The following is a 16,772-nucleotide window of genomic DNA, read 5'->3' as shown; positions in this document are numbered from 1 at the left end:
GCAGGTCTCAGTCGTCTGCGCGCTCATTCAGCTCCAGGTGGCCTTTCTTGTTGGAAAAGACCCGGCGCAGCATGGGCTCGAAGAATTCAAGAGGCTTGCTTTCGTAGTCCGGATCAAACGCGGCTTGGTCATAGGTGTGGCAGAAATACCGGCAGTCTTCGTAATAGGGACTGTCCTTGTATTTCTCGCGCGCGTTGCGGTCGCCGCCCAGATGGTGGTTGTAATAATAGCCTTGAAAAACGCAGTGATGTTCAATGATCCAGCGGGTCTTTTCGCTTACGTAGGGCCGGACCATGGCCGCTGCCAGTTCGCCATGGTTATAGGGCGAGAGGATATCACCGATGTCATGGATCAGCGCGGCAACGACGATCTCCTCCTCGGCGCCGTCCTCATAGGCACGGGTGGCAGACTGCAACGAATGCTCATAGCGATTGATCGGATAAGGCGTCCAGTCCTCGTCGAGCGACTTGAGCATACCAATGATGCGGTCCACGAGGCCGGCATTGAACGCTTCTTCGTAGTCCATCACCGCCAGAAAATCGTCCTTGCTGGCCTCTTCCATCCGGGTCCAGGTGGGCTTGCGGGTTCTGTCGAGCATGAAAACCTCCGTCATCGATCTGCCAGAACGCTAGCAAGAACGTTTTGATTAGAAAAACTGATTGTTTTTATCATTTCGATAGAAAATACTTTTCACTATGGACTTGAAGCTTCTGACCACCTTCCAGGCCGTCGCCGACACCGGCAGTTTTCACCGGGCCGCCGAGCGGTTGAACATCACGCAGGCGGCTGTCTCGAGCCGCATTCGTGCGCTAGAGGGCGAACTTGACGCGGAGCTGTTCCTGCGCGGCGTTGGCGGCACACGGCTCAGCGAGGCGGGCGCGCATTTGCGACCGCTCGCCGAACAGATGCTCGCCAACTGGCAGCAGATCTCGGGCAGCATCGGCCGCCGTTATTCCAATCGGCTGGCGCTGCGGATCGGATGTCAGCTGTCGATCTGGGACGACCTCCTGGTCGAACTGGCCATCTGGACCGAACAGACCCTCGGCAAATTGCCGCTGACACTGAATTTTGATCACGAACACAATGCCATAGACCTGGTTCGCCGGCAGACACTCGACCTCACCATCACCCACGAAAGGGCCCACGGCACAAAGCTTGAGACCTTGCCGCTACCACCGGACCATATTGTGCTGGTGGCCGACCGGCCCTGCGCAATCCAGGACCCGGATCTGCCGCTGTTTCTCAATTTCCAGCTCGGGCCTCACTATGACGCAGCGACGTCCGATCTCCTTAAGAACCGGTCCGGGCATTTCTTCCTCAGCAACGCAACGATGGGCATTGCCTATCTGAAGCGCCGCGGCGGCATGGCCTATTGCCCTGAGCGCCTTGTTGCTGATGACCTGGAGGAGAAACAGCTGCACGAGGTCGCGGGCGCCGAAGCCTTCGACCTTGACCGGTTCGCCGTTTACGATCCGGCCGGACCGTCAGCAGCGCTGGTCGAGCAGGTCCTGCCCGGGCTTGCTGAATGTGCCCGGGCCAAGGCTTTAACCTGACAAGGACGCCTATCCGGCGAGGCGGGAAAAGGTCATCGTCCAGTTGGTTTCCCAACTTTCCCCGCCATCCGCGGAAAACGCCTGTTCCCAACGCGGTTCCGCCCCCCGGATCCAGAGGAAGCGGACCTTGATCGGACGCCCTTCCAGGAAGTCGTCGGCAAGAAAAGCGCCGGTTTCGTGCTCAAACCTGCCCTTGACAGGCGTATCCAGCTGATGGGGCGCCCGACCGTCCAGCCACCAGATGGACCACAGGCCACTTGCTTCATCAAAGCTGCGCAGGGCGACGGCTCTGTAGGCGCCGCCCGGCAAGTGAATGTGATTGTCCTCGAGATTGCCGGTGCCGCCGAGGATCGGACGGGTTTCCGAAACACCCTCGAACCGCTCCCATTCCTGACAGTCGACGAGGCGGTTCTTGAGCCGCCGGTGAAGCACGGACCACCGCCCGAACATGAAGTCGAAGTCTTCGTTTGGCGCGATGAGCCCGGCTGAAGCAGTTGAGTGCTGCATGGCACTTCCCTCAATTGAATGCGTGACGCCGGCAAGCTAATCGAGATAACATGACATCAAATGTCATATATTTTGGTCTCCCATGAAATCTTCCCGACTTCTTTCCATCCTGATGCTTCTGCAGGTGCGCGGCCGGATGACCGCCGAGGCGCTGGCGGCAGAATTCGAGGTTTCGGTACGCACCATTCACCGGGATATCGACCAGCTGAGCTATGCTGGCGTCCCCGTCTATGCAGAGCGCGGCCGCCTGGGTGGGTTTCGGCTGCTTGACGGGTATCAGACCCGGCTGACAGGCCTCAACGAGGACGAAGCCGGCGCCTTGCTCCTGTCCGGCCTGGGGACTGCGCTTGATGATCTCGGCCTGCTTCCTGCGGCAACCCGCTCGGAACAGAAGATCCTGGCAGCGCTCCCGGAAGAAACCCGCGAAAAGGCGGCCCTCGTCTCGGATCGGTTTCTGCTCGATCCGCAAAGCTGGTACCGGAGCAGAGAAGCGACGCCGTTTCTGGGTCAGGTTGCAACAGCGGTCTGGACCGGGCGGAAATTGGCTCTTCGTTATTCTGCCTGGAAGGGAGAGGTTGAGCGGTTGGTCTCGCCACTGGCGATCGTCTTGAAAGCCGGGACCTGGTACCTGGTGGCCGAGGCTGAAACGATACGTGTCTACCGCATCGCCAATATCCAGTATCTCGACTTGCTGGAGGACGGGTTCAGCCGTCCGGAAGGTTTTGATCTCAGATCCTTCTGGCACGATTGGCGGGCGGATTTCGAAACCCGGTTGAAATCGCAACTGGTCACCTTGAAGGTCACGCCGGAGGGCCTCCAGCGCCTCGGCGAAACCGGATTGCGCCCGGTAGCCACACCGGTCTTTGAAGGGCCGATGGCCACCGTCTCCCTGGCGATGGAGGACAGCCCTTTTGCGGTCAGGATGCTGCTGTCGCTTGGAAGCGAGGCAGAAATCGTTGCACCGGCCGGTCTCAGGGAGACGGTCCTGACAGAGCTGCAGCAGATGCTCGGCCGGTATGCCTGATCAAGCGGTGGCCTGAGACATGCCCCTGCGGCCGGGGAGAACGCCGTTTCGCAAAGCATTTGATCAATGGAGCAATCTCGAATAGAGAAAGTTGCAAATGTAACTGATTGCAGAGCCGGAGGCAGCGGCACACGCGACCAAGGGTGGGGAGACAAGCCAGAATGTCCGACAAGAGCTATACCTATCAGTCCATCGCCCAGGCGGTACAGGACCAGGGCATCGACACCATGTTCGGGCTGATGGGTGACGCCAACCTGTTCATGGTCGATCATTATGTGCGCGCGTGCGGCGCGACCTTCGTGCCAGTCTCCTATGAAGGCAGCGCGGTGCTGATGGCGCTGGCCTATTCGCATGTCTCGGGCAAGATGGGCGTGGCCACGGTGACCCACGGCCCCGCCCTGACTAACTGCGTCACGGCGCTGACCGAGGGCGCCCGAGGGCACATTCCCATGGTCCTACTGGCCGGCGATACGCCGGTGATGAACCCGCAGAACCTCCAGAACATCGACCAGCGCGAGTTGGTCAAGGTGACCGGTGCGGGCTTTGAACAAGTGCGGTCTCCGGAAACCGCCGCCCATGACGTGGCGCATGCCTTTTATCGGGCCCGGGTCGAGAAGCGGCCGATCGTGCTCAACATGCCGGCCGATTTCATGTGGCAGGAAGTCGGCCATGAAAAAACGGTGTTCAAGGCCTTCGGTGCGCCGGCCTATGTGCCGGAGGGCGACGATCTTGATGCCGCTGTCGGTATGGTCGCGTCCGCAAAGCGCCCAGTGATCCTGGCCGGAGGCGGGGCGATCGATGCCCGCGACAAGCTGATCAAGCTGGCCGACCGGCTGGAAGCCCCCCTGGCAACGACCCTGAAGGCCAAGGGCCTCTTCAACGGCCACGCCTACAACATGGACATTTTCGGCACGTTGAGCACCCCGGCCGCCTATGAGGTGATCGACAAGGCGGACTGCATCGTCTGCTTTGGCGCCAGCCTGCACCATTTCACCACCGATAAGGGTGCCCTGATGAAGGGCAAGCGCGTCGTGCAGGTGAATGACACCGTGGCCGAGGTCAGCAAGAATTATCATGCCGATGCGGCCCTGGTCGCCGACGCCGGGCTGACGGCGGACAACTTCCTCTATTGGCTGGACGAGGCGGAAATTCCGCCGAGCGGTTTCACCGGGGAACTCGACATGGCGGCCCTCACCGCGCACCCACCGGCGAAGGCCAAGGACACCGGTGACGGCTATGTCAATTTCGTGCATGCGCTTGAACGGCTGGAAGAGGTGTTGCCTAAGGACCGGATCCTGACGACCGATGGCGGTCGCTTCATGACAGAGGTCTGGTGCCGCATTTCCGCTCCCGATCCGCGCAGCTTTATCGTCACGGCCAATTTCGGCTCGATCGGCCTGGGTCTTCAGGAAGCCATTGGCGCCGGTTTCGCAGCACCGGACCGACCGGTGGTGCTGTTCACCGGTGACGGCGGTTTCATGATGGGCGGTATCAACGAATTCAACACTGCTGTCCGCATGAAACAGGATCTGATCGTCATCGTCGCCAATGACAGCGCCTATGGCGCAGAACATATCCAGTTCCTCGACCGCTCGATGGATCCGGGCCTGTCCATGTTCGACTGGCCCTCCTTCGCCGATGTCGCGACCGCACTCGGCGGCAAGGGCGTCGCCGTCACGTCCGCCGAGGAGCTGGAACAGGCGATCACGGCCATCGAGACCCGCGACGCGCCGCTCTTGATCGAGCTGCGCCTCGATCCGAACGACGTGCCGCGCATGCGGATCTGACTCGCTTGTAAGAGCGGTCGGAAGCGCAACGCTATTGCAACAGCTCCCGGCCGGCGAAGACGATCAGCAGCAATCCGGCCAGGGCATTCAATCCGCGTGTCACGCGCGCGATGGCGGCTCCGCGCCGCATTGCGAGCGCCAGAAAGCCCTGCCGGCCGGCGACCGCGGCCAGCGCGACAAGTCCGAGCGTGAGCGCAATTCCGGCAAGCATGGCCAGGGCAAATATGAGCCCGGCCTCCGGCACGCCGCGCGCCAGAGCCGACACCACAACGAACAAGGTCAAGGGACACGGCACCAGCCCGGTCGCCAATGCAACACCCAGACCCTCTCTTTTCTCCGGACCCTGTTGATGGGCGCGGGGCCAGAGTGCGCGCAGCAGCAACCAGAGGCCGAAACCAAGCAGAATTGTCCGGCTAAGAATTTCAAGGGTGGGTGCGCGGCCGCCGCCTACAAAAGTGCGCTCCATCAAATGGGCGGCGAAGAAGGCAATCAGAACGGCCGTGAGGACGTGGGTCGCGGCAAGCAGCGTTGACAGCGAAAGAGCTCGACCAAAACCGCTTTTCGAGCCGGCCAGCCAGGACGCGAGTATGGTCTTGCCATGACCGGGTGTCAGGGCGTGCAGAGCACCGAACATCACGCCGGTTCCGGCCATTCCGACGAGCAGCCAGACGTTGCCGGATTGTTCAAATGTCAGGATCTCGCTCCGCACGCCTTCATAGATCCAACGCTGGAGAGCGGCGAGCCAGTCCATCAAGGTTGCCGGTCCGGCCAGGAGGAATGCAGGCTGTCGATGACAAAGGCATGTGCGTGCCGCTTGCCATGTCCTCCGGCAAGATGCGGGTGATCCGGCGGCAGATCCGGATGATCATGGGCCAGGACGGATCTGTCCCCTTCCGGCCACAGATGGCGCGCAGTCAGCACTCCGGTCACCGCAAGAACAGCCAGGACGGTCATGGTCCACCCCGGCGCAGCGACGCTGCCGAGCCAGCCGGCAAGAGGATACGCGATCAGCCAGCACCCGTGCGACAGTGCAAATTGCGCCGCAAAGATTAGCGGCCGGTCTTCGGCATGCGCGGAATTCTTCAAGAGCCGCCCTGAGGGAACCAGAACGGCGGACATGCCTGCCCCCATCAGCGCCCAAACGATCAGAAGAGACGGCCAGACAAGGGGTACCGGCAACACGGTCAACAGGAGTGCGAAGCCGAACAGCAGGACCGGAAGCGCGGCAGCGCCTGCGAGCATCACGGTCCGGTCCGGTATTTTGCTGAGTACGCGTGGCAGCAACAAGGCCATCACCATGGAGCCGCCGCCATAGGCGGCCATGGAAAGGGCAAGGTCTGTATCCGTCAGACCAAGCCATGCCTTTACCAGGACAACGCTGTTGACGATCACCATCGAGCCGGAGGCCGCGACCGCCAGGTTCAAGGCCAGGAGGCCTTTCAGCCGCGGTGTCTTCAGATAGATCTGCAACCCCTTCAGTGTCCGCTGCAATGGCGGCTCGCGCCGCGACAATTGGGCCGCGGGAAGGGTTACGCTGACGACCAGCAGGGCAGATACCAGAAATCCTGCGACGGTCCCGCCGAAGAGCCAGTGAAAGCCCAGAAGCCCAACAAGAACCGCAGCAATCATCGGGCTCAGAAGGTTTTCCAGATCATAGGCCATGCGTGAGAGCGACAGGGCATTCGTATATTCATCCTCGTCCGGGAGGATGTCCGGAATGGTTGCCTGAAAGGTCGGGGTGAAGGTCGCAGAGGCCAATTGCAGGACTGCGATCAAAAGGTAGATCTGCCAGATCGCATCAACAAAGGGCAGCGCCAGCGCGGTGGCCGCGCGTACCAGGTCAAGGGCAACCAGCAGAGCTCTGCGCGGCAGATGCGCGGCAAACCCAATGGCAAGCGGGCTGACGAAAACATAGATCACCATCTTGATCGCCAGCGCCGTGCCCAGGACGACACCGGCATTGTCACCGGCAAGCTCGAAGGCAAGCAAAGCCAGCCCGACCGTCATCAGGCCGGTACCGAAAAGCGCGATCACCTGCGCGCAGAAAAGGTGTCGATAGTCTCTGTGTTTCAGGACGGAAAGCAAGGAAGACCCGTTGTTTGACGGAATTGGAGAAATTCCCTTACCAGCAGAAACAGAAACAGAAAAGGACCTCTCCGGCAAGCGCTGTCCGACACGCTTGCCGCTTTTGGTTTTGTTGCCGGTCCAGAGGGTCTCAGCGGTTCGAAACAGCCCAGGGCAAGACCCATTCATTTGAATGAAATGGTCCTGCCCCTAGAGGAATTCGACCTTTCCGGTTCCGATATCATAGACCGCGGCCACGGAGCGAAGGCTGTTCTGGTCGTGCATTTCGGCCAGGATCGGGCCTGATGCTGTCGCCTTGCCCGCATTCAAGCGTGCATTTTGTGCAATCGCCGCTTCAAGAATGTCGGCCGGTTTTTCCGGCAAGACATCATAGACGGCAGGGCGTATGGCTTCCACGAGGCTGGGCAGATGTCCGGGTGGGAGTTCCCTGTTTTCAACGGACTTGATGGTTGCGTCAACGGCCCCGCAGCCGGAATGTCCCAGCACCACAATGACCTTAACCCCCAGGACAGCTGCGCCGAATTCCAGACTCGCCAGACCGTCTTCATTGATGAAGTTCCCGGCGACGCGCACCACGAAGAGATCTCCCAGCCCCTGATCGAACAGGATTTCCGGCGCGACCCGGGAATCGGAGCAGGCGACAACAGCTGCAAAAGGTTGCTGGCCTTCGGCGCGTGCGGCTCTGCCAACCGAATGGTCCGTGTTGATCGGGGTGTTCGCAACATAACGCGCATTGCCTTCGATCAGGCGCTGCAACGCTTCTTCAGGCGACGCCGGCGCAGGTGCCGATCGAGACGCCGCTGTCTCTGCCAAGGCGGGTGTTGCGGCGACTCCCGCGGCACTCACCAGACCACCGACCATCAATCCACGCCGGCTGAATTTCGGCACTTTGTCAGACTGGCACATCGTTCCTCCTTTGTGCCCACGGCACATCAACGACCGTTCCCGGATTGGGACCCGGCTTTGAGTTTCCTGCAAAGTGAGACCTGTCACATCACCCCTGATCTGCGCCCTGCATATGGGAATGAGGAACAGAGCGGCCCAATTAAACTTTGTCCATATCGCCTTGCAGCCTTCGAGCTGAGCGATGCGCCTTGTGTTCGGATCGGCCCGGAGCGCGCAGGACCTCCTCCTGCACCCGTCGTTCACAGCAGCGCATGATTGCCCCAGCCCCGGGACCCAAACGTGAACTTCTTCGGCCGGCAGATACAATTGACACATTATGGCGGGCTTTTGATACCCGAACCTCTCTGCCGTCCAAGGCGCCGTGATGCTAGTCTTTCTGATGTAGGGGCACCTGATCTCGGGCGGCGCTTTGGCGCTGTCCGTAACCTGTTGCAAAGGAAGGACAGAGCATGGCTGAATCCTTTTTCCTGCCGTTCAATTATGTCGACCACCTGACGAGCCCGGGCCTGCCAACCAGCGCAGGTCCGGTCAAGCTGAACCAGTATCTGTGCAAGGACCGCGGCAATGGCGGCAATGACAGTGCCACCAGCTTTTTCAAGAATTTCCGCTGGATCAAGGACAAGGACGGCTTGACGCTGAACCAGCATGTCGGCGGCCGCGCGATCGATCTTGCGCTCAAGGGTCAGGGCAACGACAAGACCTTCGTCAAGATCTGGAACTTCATGCTGAAGAACAAGGAACTCCTCGACAAATACAAGGTCGAGGTCTGCGGACGGGCCAAGAAGGACGGCTCCAAGGATGTCGAGGAGAAAGGCAAGATCAAGAAGATCTATTTCGACAAGATGTCCGACCGGGCCGCCCTGCAGGAGATGGTCCAGGACCGGTTCTTCGGCATGGACTGTATCGGTTTCCTCGCCAATTTCCTGATCTATTGCGGTGAATGGGACAAGTATTACGGCGTCTCGCCGAAAAACTATCCAAAGCATGTCGCCAAGATCAACATCGACGACATCAAGGACGTCAAGCCGCTCGACTTCATGGTCTGGAACGGCCATGTCGCCATGGTCGACTGGGTCTGGGACCAGATCGACGACAACAGCGCACGGATAGACATGTGCCAGAGTTCCAGCGGCGGCCCGCAATGCAATGAATATGTCACGTTGAAACAGACCAACGGCAAGGGCCTGCACGGTGGCCGGGAATTCACTATCTGGGGCGGCACTCCGACCCCGCCGGTGAAAGGCCATCTGACCATCTGGCGGCGGGAGGGCTTCTGGTATTGAGGTGCGGCCGGCACCAGTCCGGCTGCACCTCATGGTACCGTCACGTATTCGGCATGGCTTTCATGCTGTTTTGGGCCGCCACCAGGCCTTCAATCATTTTCGGATTGGCCGGTTTCAACTCGCGCTCCGGCCTCCCGTCTAGAATGGCCCTGATATCCGCCAGGATCATGTCACCGATCAACTGGCGCCCGCCGGGAACAGCGGCTGCCCGGTGGGGTGACAGGATCACATTCCGGGCCTGTCGCAGGGGATCTGCCGGGTGAAGCGGTTCATCGGGAAAGACGTCAGTTGCAACGCAGATCCGTCCGGTTTCGGCCGCGGCCATCAGGGCCGGAAAATCCGCGCACCAGGCCCGGCTGATCAGGACAACCAGGGCTCCTGGCTGCAACTTGTCGATCAATGCCTTGCTGAGCAGGCCTCTGGTCTCTTCGGAGGGAACGGCTGCGACGACGACGACACGTGAGTGGCTTACCAGCGTGTCCAGATCGCACAGGGCAGCACCAAGAGACTGTTCGTCCAGGAACGGGTCATAAGCCAGCACCCTGGGCTCGAACGGGGCCATCAGCCGGTGGGTCTCGCGGGCGATCTGGCCATAGCCAATAAAGCCGACGGTCTGGCCATAGAGCGTGAAATCGGTGCCCTCGCGATCATCCAGCCAGCGCTCGGCTCCGCGCCGAAAGGCTTCGTGTTCGGCTACGAGCCCACGCCCGCCCGCCAGGATCATGCCCAGGGCCATCTCTGCAACTGATGTGCGGAAGCCCGGCGAGCAGGACAGAATCTCAAGTCCCCTGTCGAAACAGGCATTGTAGTCGAGCCCTTCCCTGAAGGCCCCCGACACTTCGATGGTGGCACGCAGTTTCGGGGCTGCGGCAAGATCGGCTGCCGTCAGCTCCGGCCTGGCAGCGACATAAAACATTGCCTCGGGCAAGAGGCTCTCGATCCTCGAGCGGGGCATCGGCCAATTGCGTCCACCTTCCACTTCGCACAGGCTGCAAAGCGCTTCGAACGCCAAGGGACTGAAGAGTTCTTCCAGTTTGCGGAAATGCTGATCCAGAATAAGCAACGGTTTCATGGTCAAGCGGCGTCCTGCAACTGTTCGGTTTCCGGCGCGAAGAGATGGGCATGATCAGGATCGAAACCGAGTTCGATCGCTTCGCCCGGTTCAAAGATACGGTCCTCGGCCAGCGAGACAAGCAAACGGGTGCCGTCCTTCAAGGCAATGTCAACGACGGTCTCGATGCCGAGCCGTTCGGCCAGCGTGACGGTCCCGGACAGGACACCGTCCTTTTCGACGGTCTGAAGATCCTGCGGCCGGATGCCGAGGGTCGCCCGGCCGGATGACGGAACACCTTCCCGCCAGACCGGTGCGGCAAATTCCGCAACAAGTTCGGAGCGTACACGCGCCCTGTCTCCCTCACGCGAGACAATATCGACGCCCAGAAAATTCATGGAAGGCGCGCCAATGAAGCCGGCAACGAACCGGTTGACCGGCCGGTGATAGAGATCCATCGGCGCACCGATCTGCTGGACGAAACCGTCTTTCAGAACGACGATCTTGTCGGCCAGGGTCATCGCCTCGACCTGATCATGGGTGACATAGACCATGGTGGCGCCGAGCGACTTGTGCAGCTTGCCAATCTCGATGCGCATGTCGAGACGCAGCGCTGCATCCAGGTTGGAGAGCGGTTCGTCGAACAGGAACACTTCCGGCTTGCGCACAATGGCGCGCCCGATGGCCACGCGCTGGCGCTGGCCGCCGGACAACTGGCTCGGGCGGCGGTCGAGCAGATGTTCCATCTGCAAAATCCGCGCGGCCTCGGCCACCTTCGCTTCCTTCTCGGCCTTGGACGCACCGGCAACCGTCAGGCCGAATGCCACGTTTTCGCGCACCGTCATGTGCGGAAAGATGGCGTAGGACTGGAACACCATGGCAATGCCGCGTTCGGAGGCCTGGATGTCGTTGACCACCCGGCCACCGATATCGAGCGTGCCGCCGCTGATGTCTTCCAGCCCGGCAATCATCCGCAGCAACGTGGATTTGCCACAGCCTGACGGACCGACAAAGACGACAAACTCACCGTCCTTGATGTCGATATCGACCCCCTTGATCACTTCAACCGGGCCATAACTCTTGCGAATGCCCTTCAGCAATACGTCAGCCATCTGTCCCTTCCTCCAAAGCCGTCCCGGCAAGAACCAGGTGATTGTCCGGTGTGGCCATGACGACCACGGGGTCGTCGATGGTTCCGGCAAACACTCCGGTTTGCCGATTGCGCATCAGAAACCCCATGAGTTTCATCTGCCCCTCATGATCGATGATGCGGGCGGCGTAACGCCGGCCCGGATCCGCGGCGTCCAGCATGGGCCCCGGGGCAATGCGCCAGGGGCCGCGCGGCCCGTCTGCGATGAGATAATGTGTTCCTGTTGCCGGCTTGCCGATAATGGCCTCTGCCCTTTCCGAGCAGAACCGGTCCCACGTGCTGAACAGGCAGTACCAGTGGCCGTTGCGCTCGAACACCTGCGGCACTTCCAGCTCGCCGAAGCCACCACTGAAGACCGGATCTTGCAGAGACCAGCTATAGAGATCCGGCGACGTTGCAAAACCGATCGCACCGGCTTCCAGCGTGTTGTCCGCATTCGGATCGCGGGCCGTGAAATAGAGGAGCCATCCACTTCCGTCCGGATCAGGCATCACCCACGGATCGCGAAACGCCCGGTCATGCCAGCGCTCCGGACAATAGTCCTCGTAGCGCTCGTCCCGGTCGAGGATCAGCCCGTCGCCGACACGCTGCCAGGTGTGCAGGTCCTGCGAGACCGCATGCCCCAGTTTCTGGTGCTTGCCGTTATCAGCCCGGCTGGTGCCCGTGTAAAACAGGTGCCATGTGCCGTCGTCACCCTGCACCACCGACCCGGTCCAGGTGGTGTAGTCGTCCCAGGCAGAGCCTTCGGCAGGTCCGAAGCAGGTGCCGAGCTGGGTCCAGGAGCGCAGGTCCCGGCTGGTGGCGTGCCCGTGGGACACATGCCAGTGACGCAGCTCCGGGTCGCCAAGGCTTTTCGGCGCCTGCAGGAAGAAACAGTGCCAAAGACCACCTTCCTCCACATACCAGCTGTCCCAGACCCATTTGTCGTCAAGTGCCAGCACCATCAGCCCTTGACCCCGGTGGATGCGACGGAAGCGATGAACACCCGCTGCAGCGACAGATAGAAAGCCAGAACCGGGATCGTGATGACGGTCAGATAAGCCATCACCTCGCCCCAGGGCACGTTGAGCTGATCGGTGAAATAGCCGAGACCGACCATGACCGGGCGGATTTCCTCGGCCTGCACGACCATCAGGGGCCACAGATACTGATTGTACATGAACAGGAATTTCAGGATCGCGGCCGTGGCGACGACGGGCCCGGACAGGGGCATGACCACGCGCCGGTAGATGAACCACCAGCTGGCGCCCTCCACCCTGCTTGCCTCGATCAGCTCCTTGGGCAGATCCTTGAAATATTGCACAAAGAGGAAGATCGACAGGCCGTCCGCGATAAAGGGGATAATCTGCACCCGGTAGGTGTTGAGCCAGCCAACCTCCAGCCCCTCGGTGCCGATCCAGGGCAGCTGCGAGGCCATCAGCAGCAGCGGTATGAAGATCGTCTCATAAGGGATGATCAGCGTTGCCAGAAGGATCGAGAAAATCACGCCCCGGCCCGTCCAGTTCAGGAACACAAAGGCAAAGGCGGCCAGAGAGCAGACCAGGATGGTCAGGAGAACGGTCACACCGGTGACCAGCACCGAGTTGAACACAAAGACGCCGATCGGGGCCCTGTCGAAGGCTGCAAAGTAGTTGTCGAAGGAGATATCCCCGACCGGCAGGAAGGCCCGCAGACTGTCCGTGTCGGCCAGAAGCTGCTGGTCCGGTTTCAGGGACGACATGGCCATGAACAGAAGCGGAAAGATGAAGATCACCGCGACCAGCCCCAGCGCCGCATAGCGGGCGACCAGCCTGAGACCACGATTTTCAGCGGATACAGCAGCCATCAGGTTTTCTCCCGTGTCAGCCAGCGTTGCAGCAGCGAAATGCCGAGCACGATGAGGAACAGAAGGACGGAAATGGTCGACCCACCGGAAATGTCCTGTTTGCCGTAGCCGCGTTCAACGGCCTGGAAGACCAGCACCTGGGTGCTGTCGAGCGGACCGCCCTGGGTCATCACGTCGATCTGCGCGAACAGGGCGAAGGCCTGCATGGTGATCACGATCAGGATGAGCACAGCGGTGTTGCGCAGGCCGGGCCAGGTGACATAGCGAAAGGCCTGCCATTTGCTCGCCCCTTCGATCTGCGCGGCCTCATAGAGCGTCGGCGAGATCGTCTGCAGGCCGGCCAGCCAGATCACCATGTGAAAACCAACACCTTGCCAGATCGACATCGCAATGATCGAGCCGAGCGCCGTCGACGTGTTGCCGAGCCAGTCGACCGGAGCAAACGCGCCGAAGGTCAATCCCGACAGGGTGTTGTTGAGGAGACCGTCTCCCGGTGAATAGATGAACCGCCAGAGCAATGACACGACCACGATAGAGACCACCACCGGCATGAAGTAGACCGCGCGGAAGAGGCTGATGCCCTTCAGTTTCTGATTGATCAGAAGGGCCAGGATCAGCGCCAGACCGGCCTGCACCGGAGCCACCACCAGAACGAAGGTGATCGTGTTGACCAGCGCCTTCATGAAGACGACGTCGGAGGCCAGCACCACCTGCCTGTTCTCGCCCGACTGCCAGCTGAACCACTCACGCATGCCCTTCAGGTGTGGGTAGTCTGGGTTGTTGCGGGTGAAGCTGCGCAGGCGCGGATATTTCAGGTCTCCATCGGCCTTGCGCACCGCATTGCCAGCCTCGTCACGCTCCGGTTCCAGCGTGAAATAAGCAAGACCCAGCAGCTCCCGGTAATTTTCAAAACCCACATATTCCGTCGGGTTCGGCGATGCCAGTCGCTGATTGGTCAGCGAAAAGGCAAAAGCCAGAAAGAACGGCAGGATGATGAAGGCGGCGATCAGGGCCGTACCGGGAAAGGCCATGAGCCAGCCGGCGCGGTTGGACCGCGTCAGTTTCGACGCCATGGGTCGATCTCCTTGGGCGACGGACCGCCCGGCCGAAGCCGGACGGCCGTGGGAGGAAGGCTGAACGCGTCCTAGTGGCCGTAGCCGCCATTGCGCTCGATATCGTCGTTGATCTCGTCAACAGCCGCGTCGAGCGTGTCGGCGACATCTGCGCCATTGGCGATATCGGCAAGCGCTTTTTCGAACACCTTGGCCTGGACGATGTAGCCGGGTGTCACAGGGCGCAGCACGGCCTGGGCTTTGGAGAGGCCATAGAACACTTCCAGCGGACCGCCGGCATTGTAGTTCTTGGTGTCCTTGGCTGCCTCCGCTGTCACCGGGATCAGGCCGGTTCCATCGGAAAAGGCCGCGAACCAGCGGTCCTGCAGCGCAAACTCAATGAAGGCCCGTGCGCCGTCCGGATGTTCCGAGGTGGCGGAAATGCCGAACTGCCAGGAGGCCGCGCCGATTTTCGAGCCGCTGCCGAAATCGGGCGCCGGCAGGAAGAGGGCATCTTCGCCGAAGGCTTCCACCACCGGCAAGGCCGCCCAGTTGCCGTTCCAGGACATGGCGTATTTGCCTTCAAGAAGGCCATTTTCGCGATCGGCCGCGTCCTGGCTGGTGCCCGGCACATAGCCTTTTTCGAACAGCGACTGCCACCAGTCCCCGAAGGCGAGCGCCTCGTCCCCGTTGAGCGCGCCTTCCGCTGTCTGATAGGCCTCGCGATCAACAATGTCGCCGCCAAAGCTCTGCAGGAACGGCGAGAAGGCATAGGGGTACCATTCGCCCTTCCAGGCCATGCCGAGATCAAGCGGATGCTCGTAGTCACCGGAGGCCTTCAGGGTTTCCAGCGCCCCATTGAATTCATCCAGGCTCCAGGGCTCTTCCAGAGACGGCACGCGAATTCCGTGCTTCTCCAGAATCGAGCGGCGGGTCGTCAACGCGACCGCAGCGTCCCACAGGCCGACGGAATAGACCTCACCGTTCCAGCGGCCGATCGAGCCGGGCAGGTAGCTTTCCAGCTTGGCTTCGTCGATGCCAAGCGGCTGCATATAGCCGGCCCAGGCCCAGTTGGGCATCACCGGACCGTCGACATCGAGAATGTCGGGAAGCTTGCCGGCCAGCGCAGCGGCGCCGACGGCATCGTTATAGGCAAGCTGCGGGAAGGTTTCGATGACCACTTTCCAGTCTGACTGGCTGGCGTTGAATTCCTCGACAAGCTGATTGACGAGGGCTTCTTCCGCATTGGCGCTGCCGGCGCCGTGGTACCACAGGCTCAGTTCTGTTTCTGCAAGGGCGGGAGCGCTCAAGCTCCCGGCAATCAGGCAACTTAATATCAGCGTCCGGTTCATTTCTCAGTCCTCCCTTTGAGATGAATGACGTTGTTGTCGTTCTGGCGCGGCACGACCAGCGAACCGCGCTGCTGCAGCTGGCCACCAACCAGGATCGGTACTTCAGGCACCTCCATTGCCGGATCGGCCAGCAGATCCAGCAACAGCTGCGCGCCGCGCGCGCCCATGGCCCGGTAGGGCAGTTCGGCGGTGGTGAGCGCCGGATAAAGCGTTTCGGAAATCAGGCGGTGGTCGTCATAGCCGACGACGGAGACGTCCTCGGGAACGGCAATGCCGCGCTTGCGCAAAATGCCGTAGACGGCCAGAGCCAATCGGTCGTTGCCACAGCAGATGGCCGTGGGTGGATCATCGAGCGTGAAGAACTTGTCGAGCGCGTCCCAGATCAGCTGGTGTTCCCCCGGCGCCCCGAAGAGATCGGTCGGCTGCACCAAGGTCGGGTCATAGGCGATGCCTGCTTCCTCCAACGCCTTCCGATACCCGGTCAGACGCAGCTGCGTCACCTGGAGTGCGGAGGCCAGCGTGAGATAAGCGATTTTCCTGTGACCGGCCTGTGTGACCGCCTTTGTCACCGCGTATTGACCGGCCTCATCGTCAGGAATGATCGCAGGCGTTCCTGCTTCGTCGTAACAGTTGATCAGAACCGTGCGAATGCCCGTTTCCGGCAAGGCAATGTCGAGTGGTTTGTGAAAGTCGGCAACGTAGAGAATACCCTCCACGCGGTGTTCCTGGAACGTGCGCATCAGGCCGGGAACCCGGTCCAGCCGGCCGCCGGTATCGGAAATCAGCAGGGTCTTGTGCGACTGTTCGACAACGGCCTGTGCGCCCTGGACGATAAACAGTTCGGGCAAACCGGCGGCTCGGGCAACTTCATCCGCATTGCTGATGGCGCCGGTGATCAAACCAATCAGGCCGGACCGGTTCGACTTGATGGAACGGGCAGCGTGAGACGGAACATAGCCGAGCGCGTTCATCGCCTCGGTCACCGCCTTGCGGGTCTTTTCCGAAACCGGTGCATCACCGTTCAGTACGCGGCTGACCGTTTTGGGCGAGACCTTCGCCCGCGCGGCCACATCGTAAATCGTTGCCACCGACCCGCCTCCTCGCGCTTTGTGACCATCTCTTATGACACCGATGTCATGACACCGGTGTCATTGTCAAGACTTTTTGGTGCCTTAGCGGAAATTCAGGTTGGCGGAC

At 60.9% G+C, this 16,772-nt stretch carries 16 protein-coding genes and 1 pseudogene; 5 read left to right on the top strand and 12 right to left on the bottom strand.

What is annotated here, in order from left to right; all coding sequences use genetic code 11:
* Nucleotides 1-7: 7 nt before the first annotated feature.
* Complete coding sequence (locus ACO6TG_RS18075; RefSeq protein WP_422374467.1) at nucleotides 8-598, bottom strand: HD domain-containing protein; 591 nt, start codon at nucleotides 596-598, stop codon at nucleotides 8-10.
* A 97-nt stretch (nucleotides 599-695) separates the two neighbouring features.
* Here ACO6TG_RS18075 and ACO6TG_RS18070 point away from each other — a divergent pair, with 97 nt between their 5' ends.
* Nucleotides 696-1,553: a LysR family transcriptional regulator gene (locus ACO6TG_RS18070; RefSeq protein ID WP_422374466.1), complete on the top strand. Its 858-nt coding sequence runs from the start codon at nucleotides 696-698 to the stop codon at nucleotides 1,551-1,553.
* A 9-nt stretch (nucleotides 1,554-1,562) separates the two neighbouring features.
* Here the strand turns inward: ACO6TG_RS18070 and ACO6TG_RS18065 are convergent, their stop codons facing one another.
* Entirely contained in the window at nucleotides 1,563-2,060 is a 498-nt protein-coding gene (locus tag ACO6TG_RS18065; RefSeq protein WP_422374465.1) for a DUF1579 domain-containing protein, read from the bottom strand.
* 82 nt (nucleotides 2,061-2,142) lie between these two features.
* Here ACO6TG_RS18065 and ACO6TG_RS18060 point away from each other — a divergent pair.
* The 3 genes and pseudogenes from ACO6TG_RS18060 to ACO6TG_RS18050 all read left to right on the top strand — a co-directional run.
* Nucleotides 2,143-2,259: pseudogene (locus ACO6TG_RS18060) on the top strand (HTH domain-containing protein); the annotation flags it as partial.
* Nucleotides 2,260-2,601: 342 nt separating this feature from the next.
* Nucleotides 2,602-3,084: a helix-turn-helix transcriptional regulator gene (locus ACO6TG_RS18055; RefSeq protein ID WP_422378904.1), complete on the top strand. Its 483-nt coding sequence runs from the start codon at nucleotides 2,602-2,604 to the stop codon at nucleotides 3,082-3,084.
* Nucleotides 3,085-3,245: 161 nt separating this feature from the next.
* Nucleotides 3,246-4,871, top strand: coding sequence for a thiamine pyrophosphate-binding protein (locus ACO6TG_RS18050; protein WP_422374464.1), 1,626 nt, complete (start codon nucleotides 3,246-3,248; stop codon nucleotides 4,869-4,871).
* Nucleotides 4,872-4,902: 31 nt separating this feature from the next.
* On the opposite strand, the gene ACO6TG_RS18045 is transcribed toward ACO6TG_RS18050, so the two are convergent.
* From ACO6TG_RS18045 to ACO6TG_RS18035, 3 genes are all read right to left on the bottom strand, one after another.
* Nucleotides 4,903-5,622 carry an ABC transporter permease gene (locus ACO6TG_RS18045; RefSeq protein ID WP_422374463.1) on the bottom strand — a complete coding sequence of 240 codons (720 nt, stop codon included), beginning with the start codon at nucleotides 5,620-5,622 and terminating at the stop codon, nucleotides 4,903-4,905.
* A complete protein-coding gene (locus ACO6TG_RS18040; protein ID WP_422374462.1) occupies nucleotides 5,622-6,956 on the bottom strand; it encodes an MFS transporter in 1,335 nt (444 codons plus the stop codon). Before ACO6TG_RS18040 ends, ACO6TG_RS18045 begins: the two co-directional genes overlap by 1 nt.
* 189 nt (nucleotides 6,957-7,145) lie before the next feature.
* Nucleotides 7,146-7,862, bottom strand: a complete 717-nt coding sequence (locus tag ACO6TG_RS18035; protein WP_422374461.1) for a carbonic anhydrase — start codon at nucleotides 7,860-7,862, stop codon at nucleotides 7,146-7,148.
* Between the two features lie 449 nt (nucleotides 7,863-8,311).
* Here ACO6TG_RS18035 and ACO6TG_RS18030 point away from each other — a divergent pair, with 449 nt between their 5' ends.
* On the top strand, nucleotides 8,312-9,145 hold the full coding sequence (locus ACO6TG_RS18030; protein WP_422374460.1) for a hypothetical protein: 834 nt from the start codon (nucleotides 8,312-8,314) through the stop codon (nucleotides 9,143-9,145).
* 40 nt (nucleotides 9,146-9,185) lie between these two features.
* Here ACO6TG_RS18030 and ACO6TG_RS18025 read toward each other — a convergent pair whose 3' ends face one another.
* The 7 genes from ACO6TG_RS18025 to ACO6TG_RS17995 form a co-directional block, all read right to left on the bottom strand.
* A complete protein-coding gene (locus ACO6TG_RS18025; protein WP_422374459.1) occupies nucleotides 9,186-10,217 on the bottom strand; it encodes an NAD(P)-dependent oxidoreductase in 1,032 nt (343 codons plus the stop codon).
* A gap of 2 nt (nucleotides 10,218-10,219) precedes the next feature.
* Nucleotides 10,220-11,308, bottom strand: a complete 1,089-nt coding sequence (locus ACO6TG_RS18020) for an ABC transporter ATP-binding protein (RefSeq protein ID WP_422374458.1) — start codon at nucleotides 11,306-11,308, stop codon at nucleotides 10,220-10,222.
* Nucleotides 11,301-12,290: a hypothetical protein gene (locus ACO6TG_RS18015; protein WP_422374457.1), complete on the bottom strand. Its 990-nt coding sequence runs from the start codon at nucleotides 12,288-12,290 to the stop codon at nucleotides 11,301-11,303. The genes ACO6TG_RS18020 and ACO6TG_RS18015 overlap by 8 nt, the downstream gene beginning before the upstream one ends.
* Entirely contained in the window at nucleotides 12,290-13,171 is an 882-nt protein-coding gene (locus tag ACO6TG_RS18010; RefSeq protein WP_422374456.1) for a carbohydrate ABC transporter permease, read from the bottom strand. The genes ACO6TG_RS18015 and ACO6TG_RS18010 overlap by 1 nt, the downstream gene beginning before the upstream one ends.
* A complete protein-coding gene (locus ACO6TG_RS18005; RefSeq protein ID WP_422374455.1) occupies nucleotides 13,171-14,244 on the bottom strand; it encodes a carbohydrate ABC transporter permease in 1,074 nt (357 codons plus the stop codon). Before ACO6TG_RS18005 ends, ACO6TG_RS18010 begins: the two co-directional genes overlap by 1 nt.
* A 71-nt stretch (nucleotides 14,245-14,315) precedes the next feature.
* The gene (locus tag ACO6TG_RS18000) at nucleotides 14,316-15,575 is read right to left on the bottom strand and encodes a sugar ABC transporter substrate-binding protein (RefSeq protein WP_422374454.1); all 1,260 of its coding nucleotides are present in this window, start codon (nucleotides 15,573-15,575) and stop codon (nucleotides 14,316-14,318) included.
* Nucleotides 15,572-16,663 carry a LacI family DNA-binding transcriptional regulator gene (locus tag ACO6TG_RS17995; RefSeq protein ID WP_422374453.1) on the bottom strand — a complete coding sequence of 364 codons (1,092 nt, stop codon included), beginning with the start codon at nucleotides 16,661-16,663 and terminating at the stop codon, nucleotides 15,572-15,574. Before ACO6TG_RS17995 ends, ACO6TG_RS18000 begins: the two co-directional genes overlap by 4 nt.
* Nucleotides 16,664-16,772: the final 109 nt, after the last annotated feature.

The sequence above is a fragment of the Roseibium sp. genome (assembly GCF_965233565.1).
GTDB lineage: Bacteria > Pseudomonadota > Alphaproteobacteria > Rhizobiales > Stappiaceae > Roseibium.
Note: the sequence above shows the minus strand (reverse complement) of the source record. Positions and strands in the feature narration are given on the sequence as shown.

Coding starts and splice junctions, on each gene's coding strand:
- ACO6TG_RS18070 (WP_422374466.1), top strand. CDS start 696: ATGGACTTGAAGCTTCTGACCACCTTCCAGGCCGTCGCCGACACCGGC.
- ACO6TG_RS18045 (WP_422374463.1), bottom strand. CDS start 5,622: ATGGACTGGCTCGCCGCTCTCCAGCGTTGGATCTATGAAGGCGTGCGG.
- ACO6TG_RS18025 (WP_422374459.1), bottom strand. CDS start 10,217: ATGAAACCGTTGCTTATTCTGGATCAGCATTTCCGCAAACTGGAAGAA.
- ACO6TG_RS18075 (WP_422374467.1), bottom strand. CDS start 598: ATGCTCGACAGAACCCGCAAGCCCACCTGGACCCGGATGGAAGAGGCC.
- ACO6TG_RS18015 (WP_422374457.1), bottom strand. CDS start 12,290: ATGGTGCTGGCACTTGACGACAAATGGGTCTGGGACAGCTGGTATGTG.
- ACO6TG_RS18000 (WP_422374454.1), bottom strand. CDS start 15,575: ATGAACCGGACGCTGATATTAAGTTGCCTGATTGCCGGGAGCTTGAGC.
- ACO6TG_RS18030 (WP_422374460.1), top strand. CDS start 8,312: ATGGCTGAATCCTTTTTCCTGCCGTTCAATTATGTCGACCACCTGACG.
- ACO6TG_RS18050 (WP_422374464.1), top strand. CDS start 3,246: ATGTCCGACAAGAGCTATACCTATCAGTCCATCGCCCAGGCGGTACAG.
- ACO6TG_RS18005 (WP_422374455.1), bottom strand. CDS start 14,244: ATGGCGTCGAAACTGACGCGGTCCAACCGCGCCGGCTGGCTCATGGCC.
- ACO6TG_RS18065 (WP_422374465.1), bottom strand. CDS start 2,060: ATGCAGCACTCAACTGCTTCAGCCGGGCTCATCGCGCCAAACGAAGAC.
- ACO6TG_RS18020 (WP_422374458.1), bottom strand. CDS start 11,308: ATGGCTGACGTATTGCTGAAGGGCATTCGCAAGAGTTATGGCCCGGTT.
- ACO6TG_RS18035 (WP_422374461.1), bottom strand. CDS start 7,862: ATGTGCCAGTCTGACAAAGTGCCGAAATTCAGCCGGCGTGGATTGATG.
- ACO6TG_RS18010 (WP_422374456.1), bottom strand. CDS start 13,171: ATGGCTGCTGTATCCGCTGAAAATCGTGGTCTCAGGCTGGTCGCCCGC.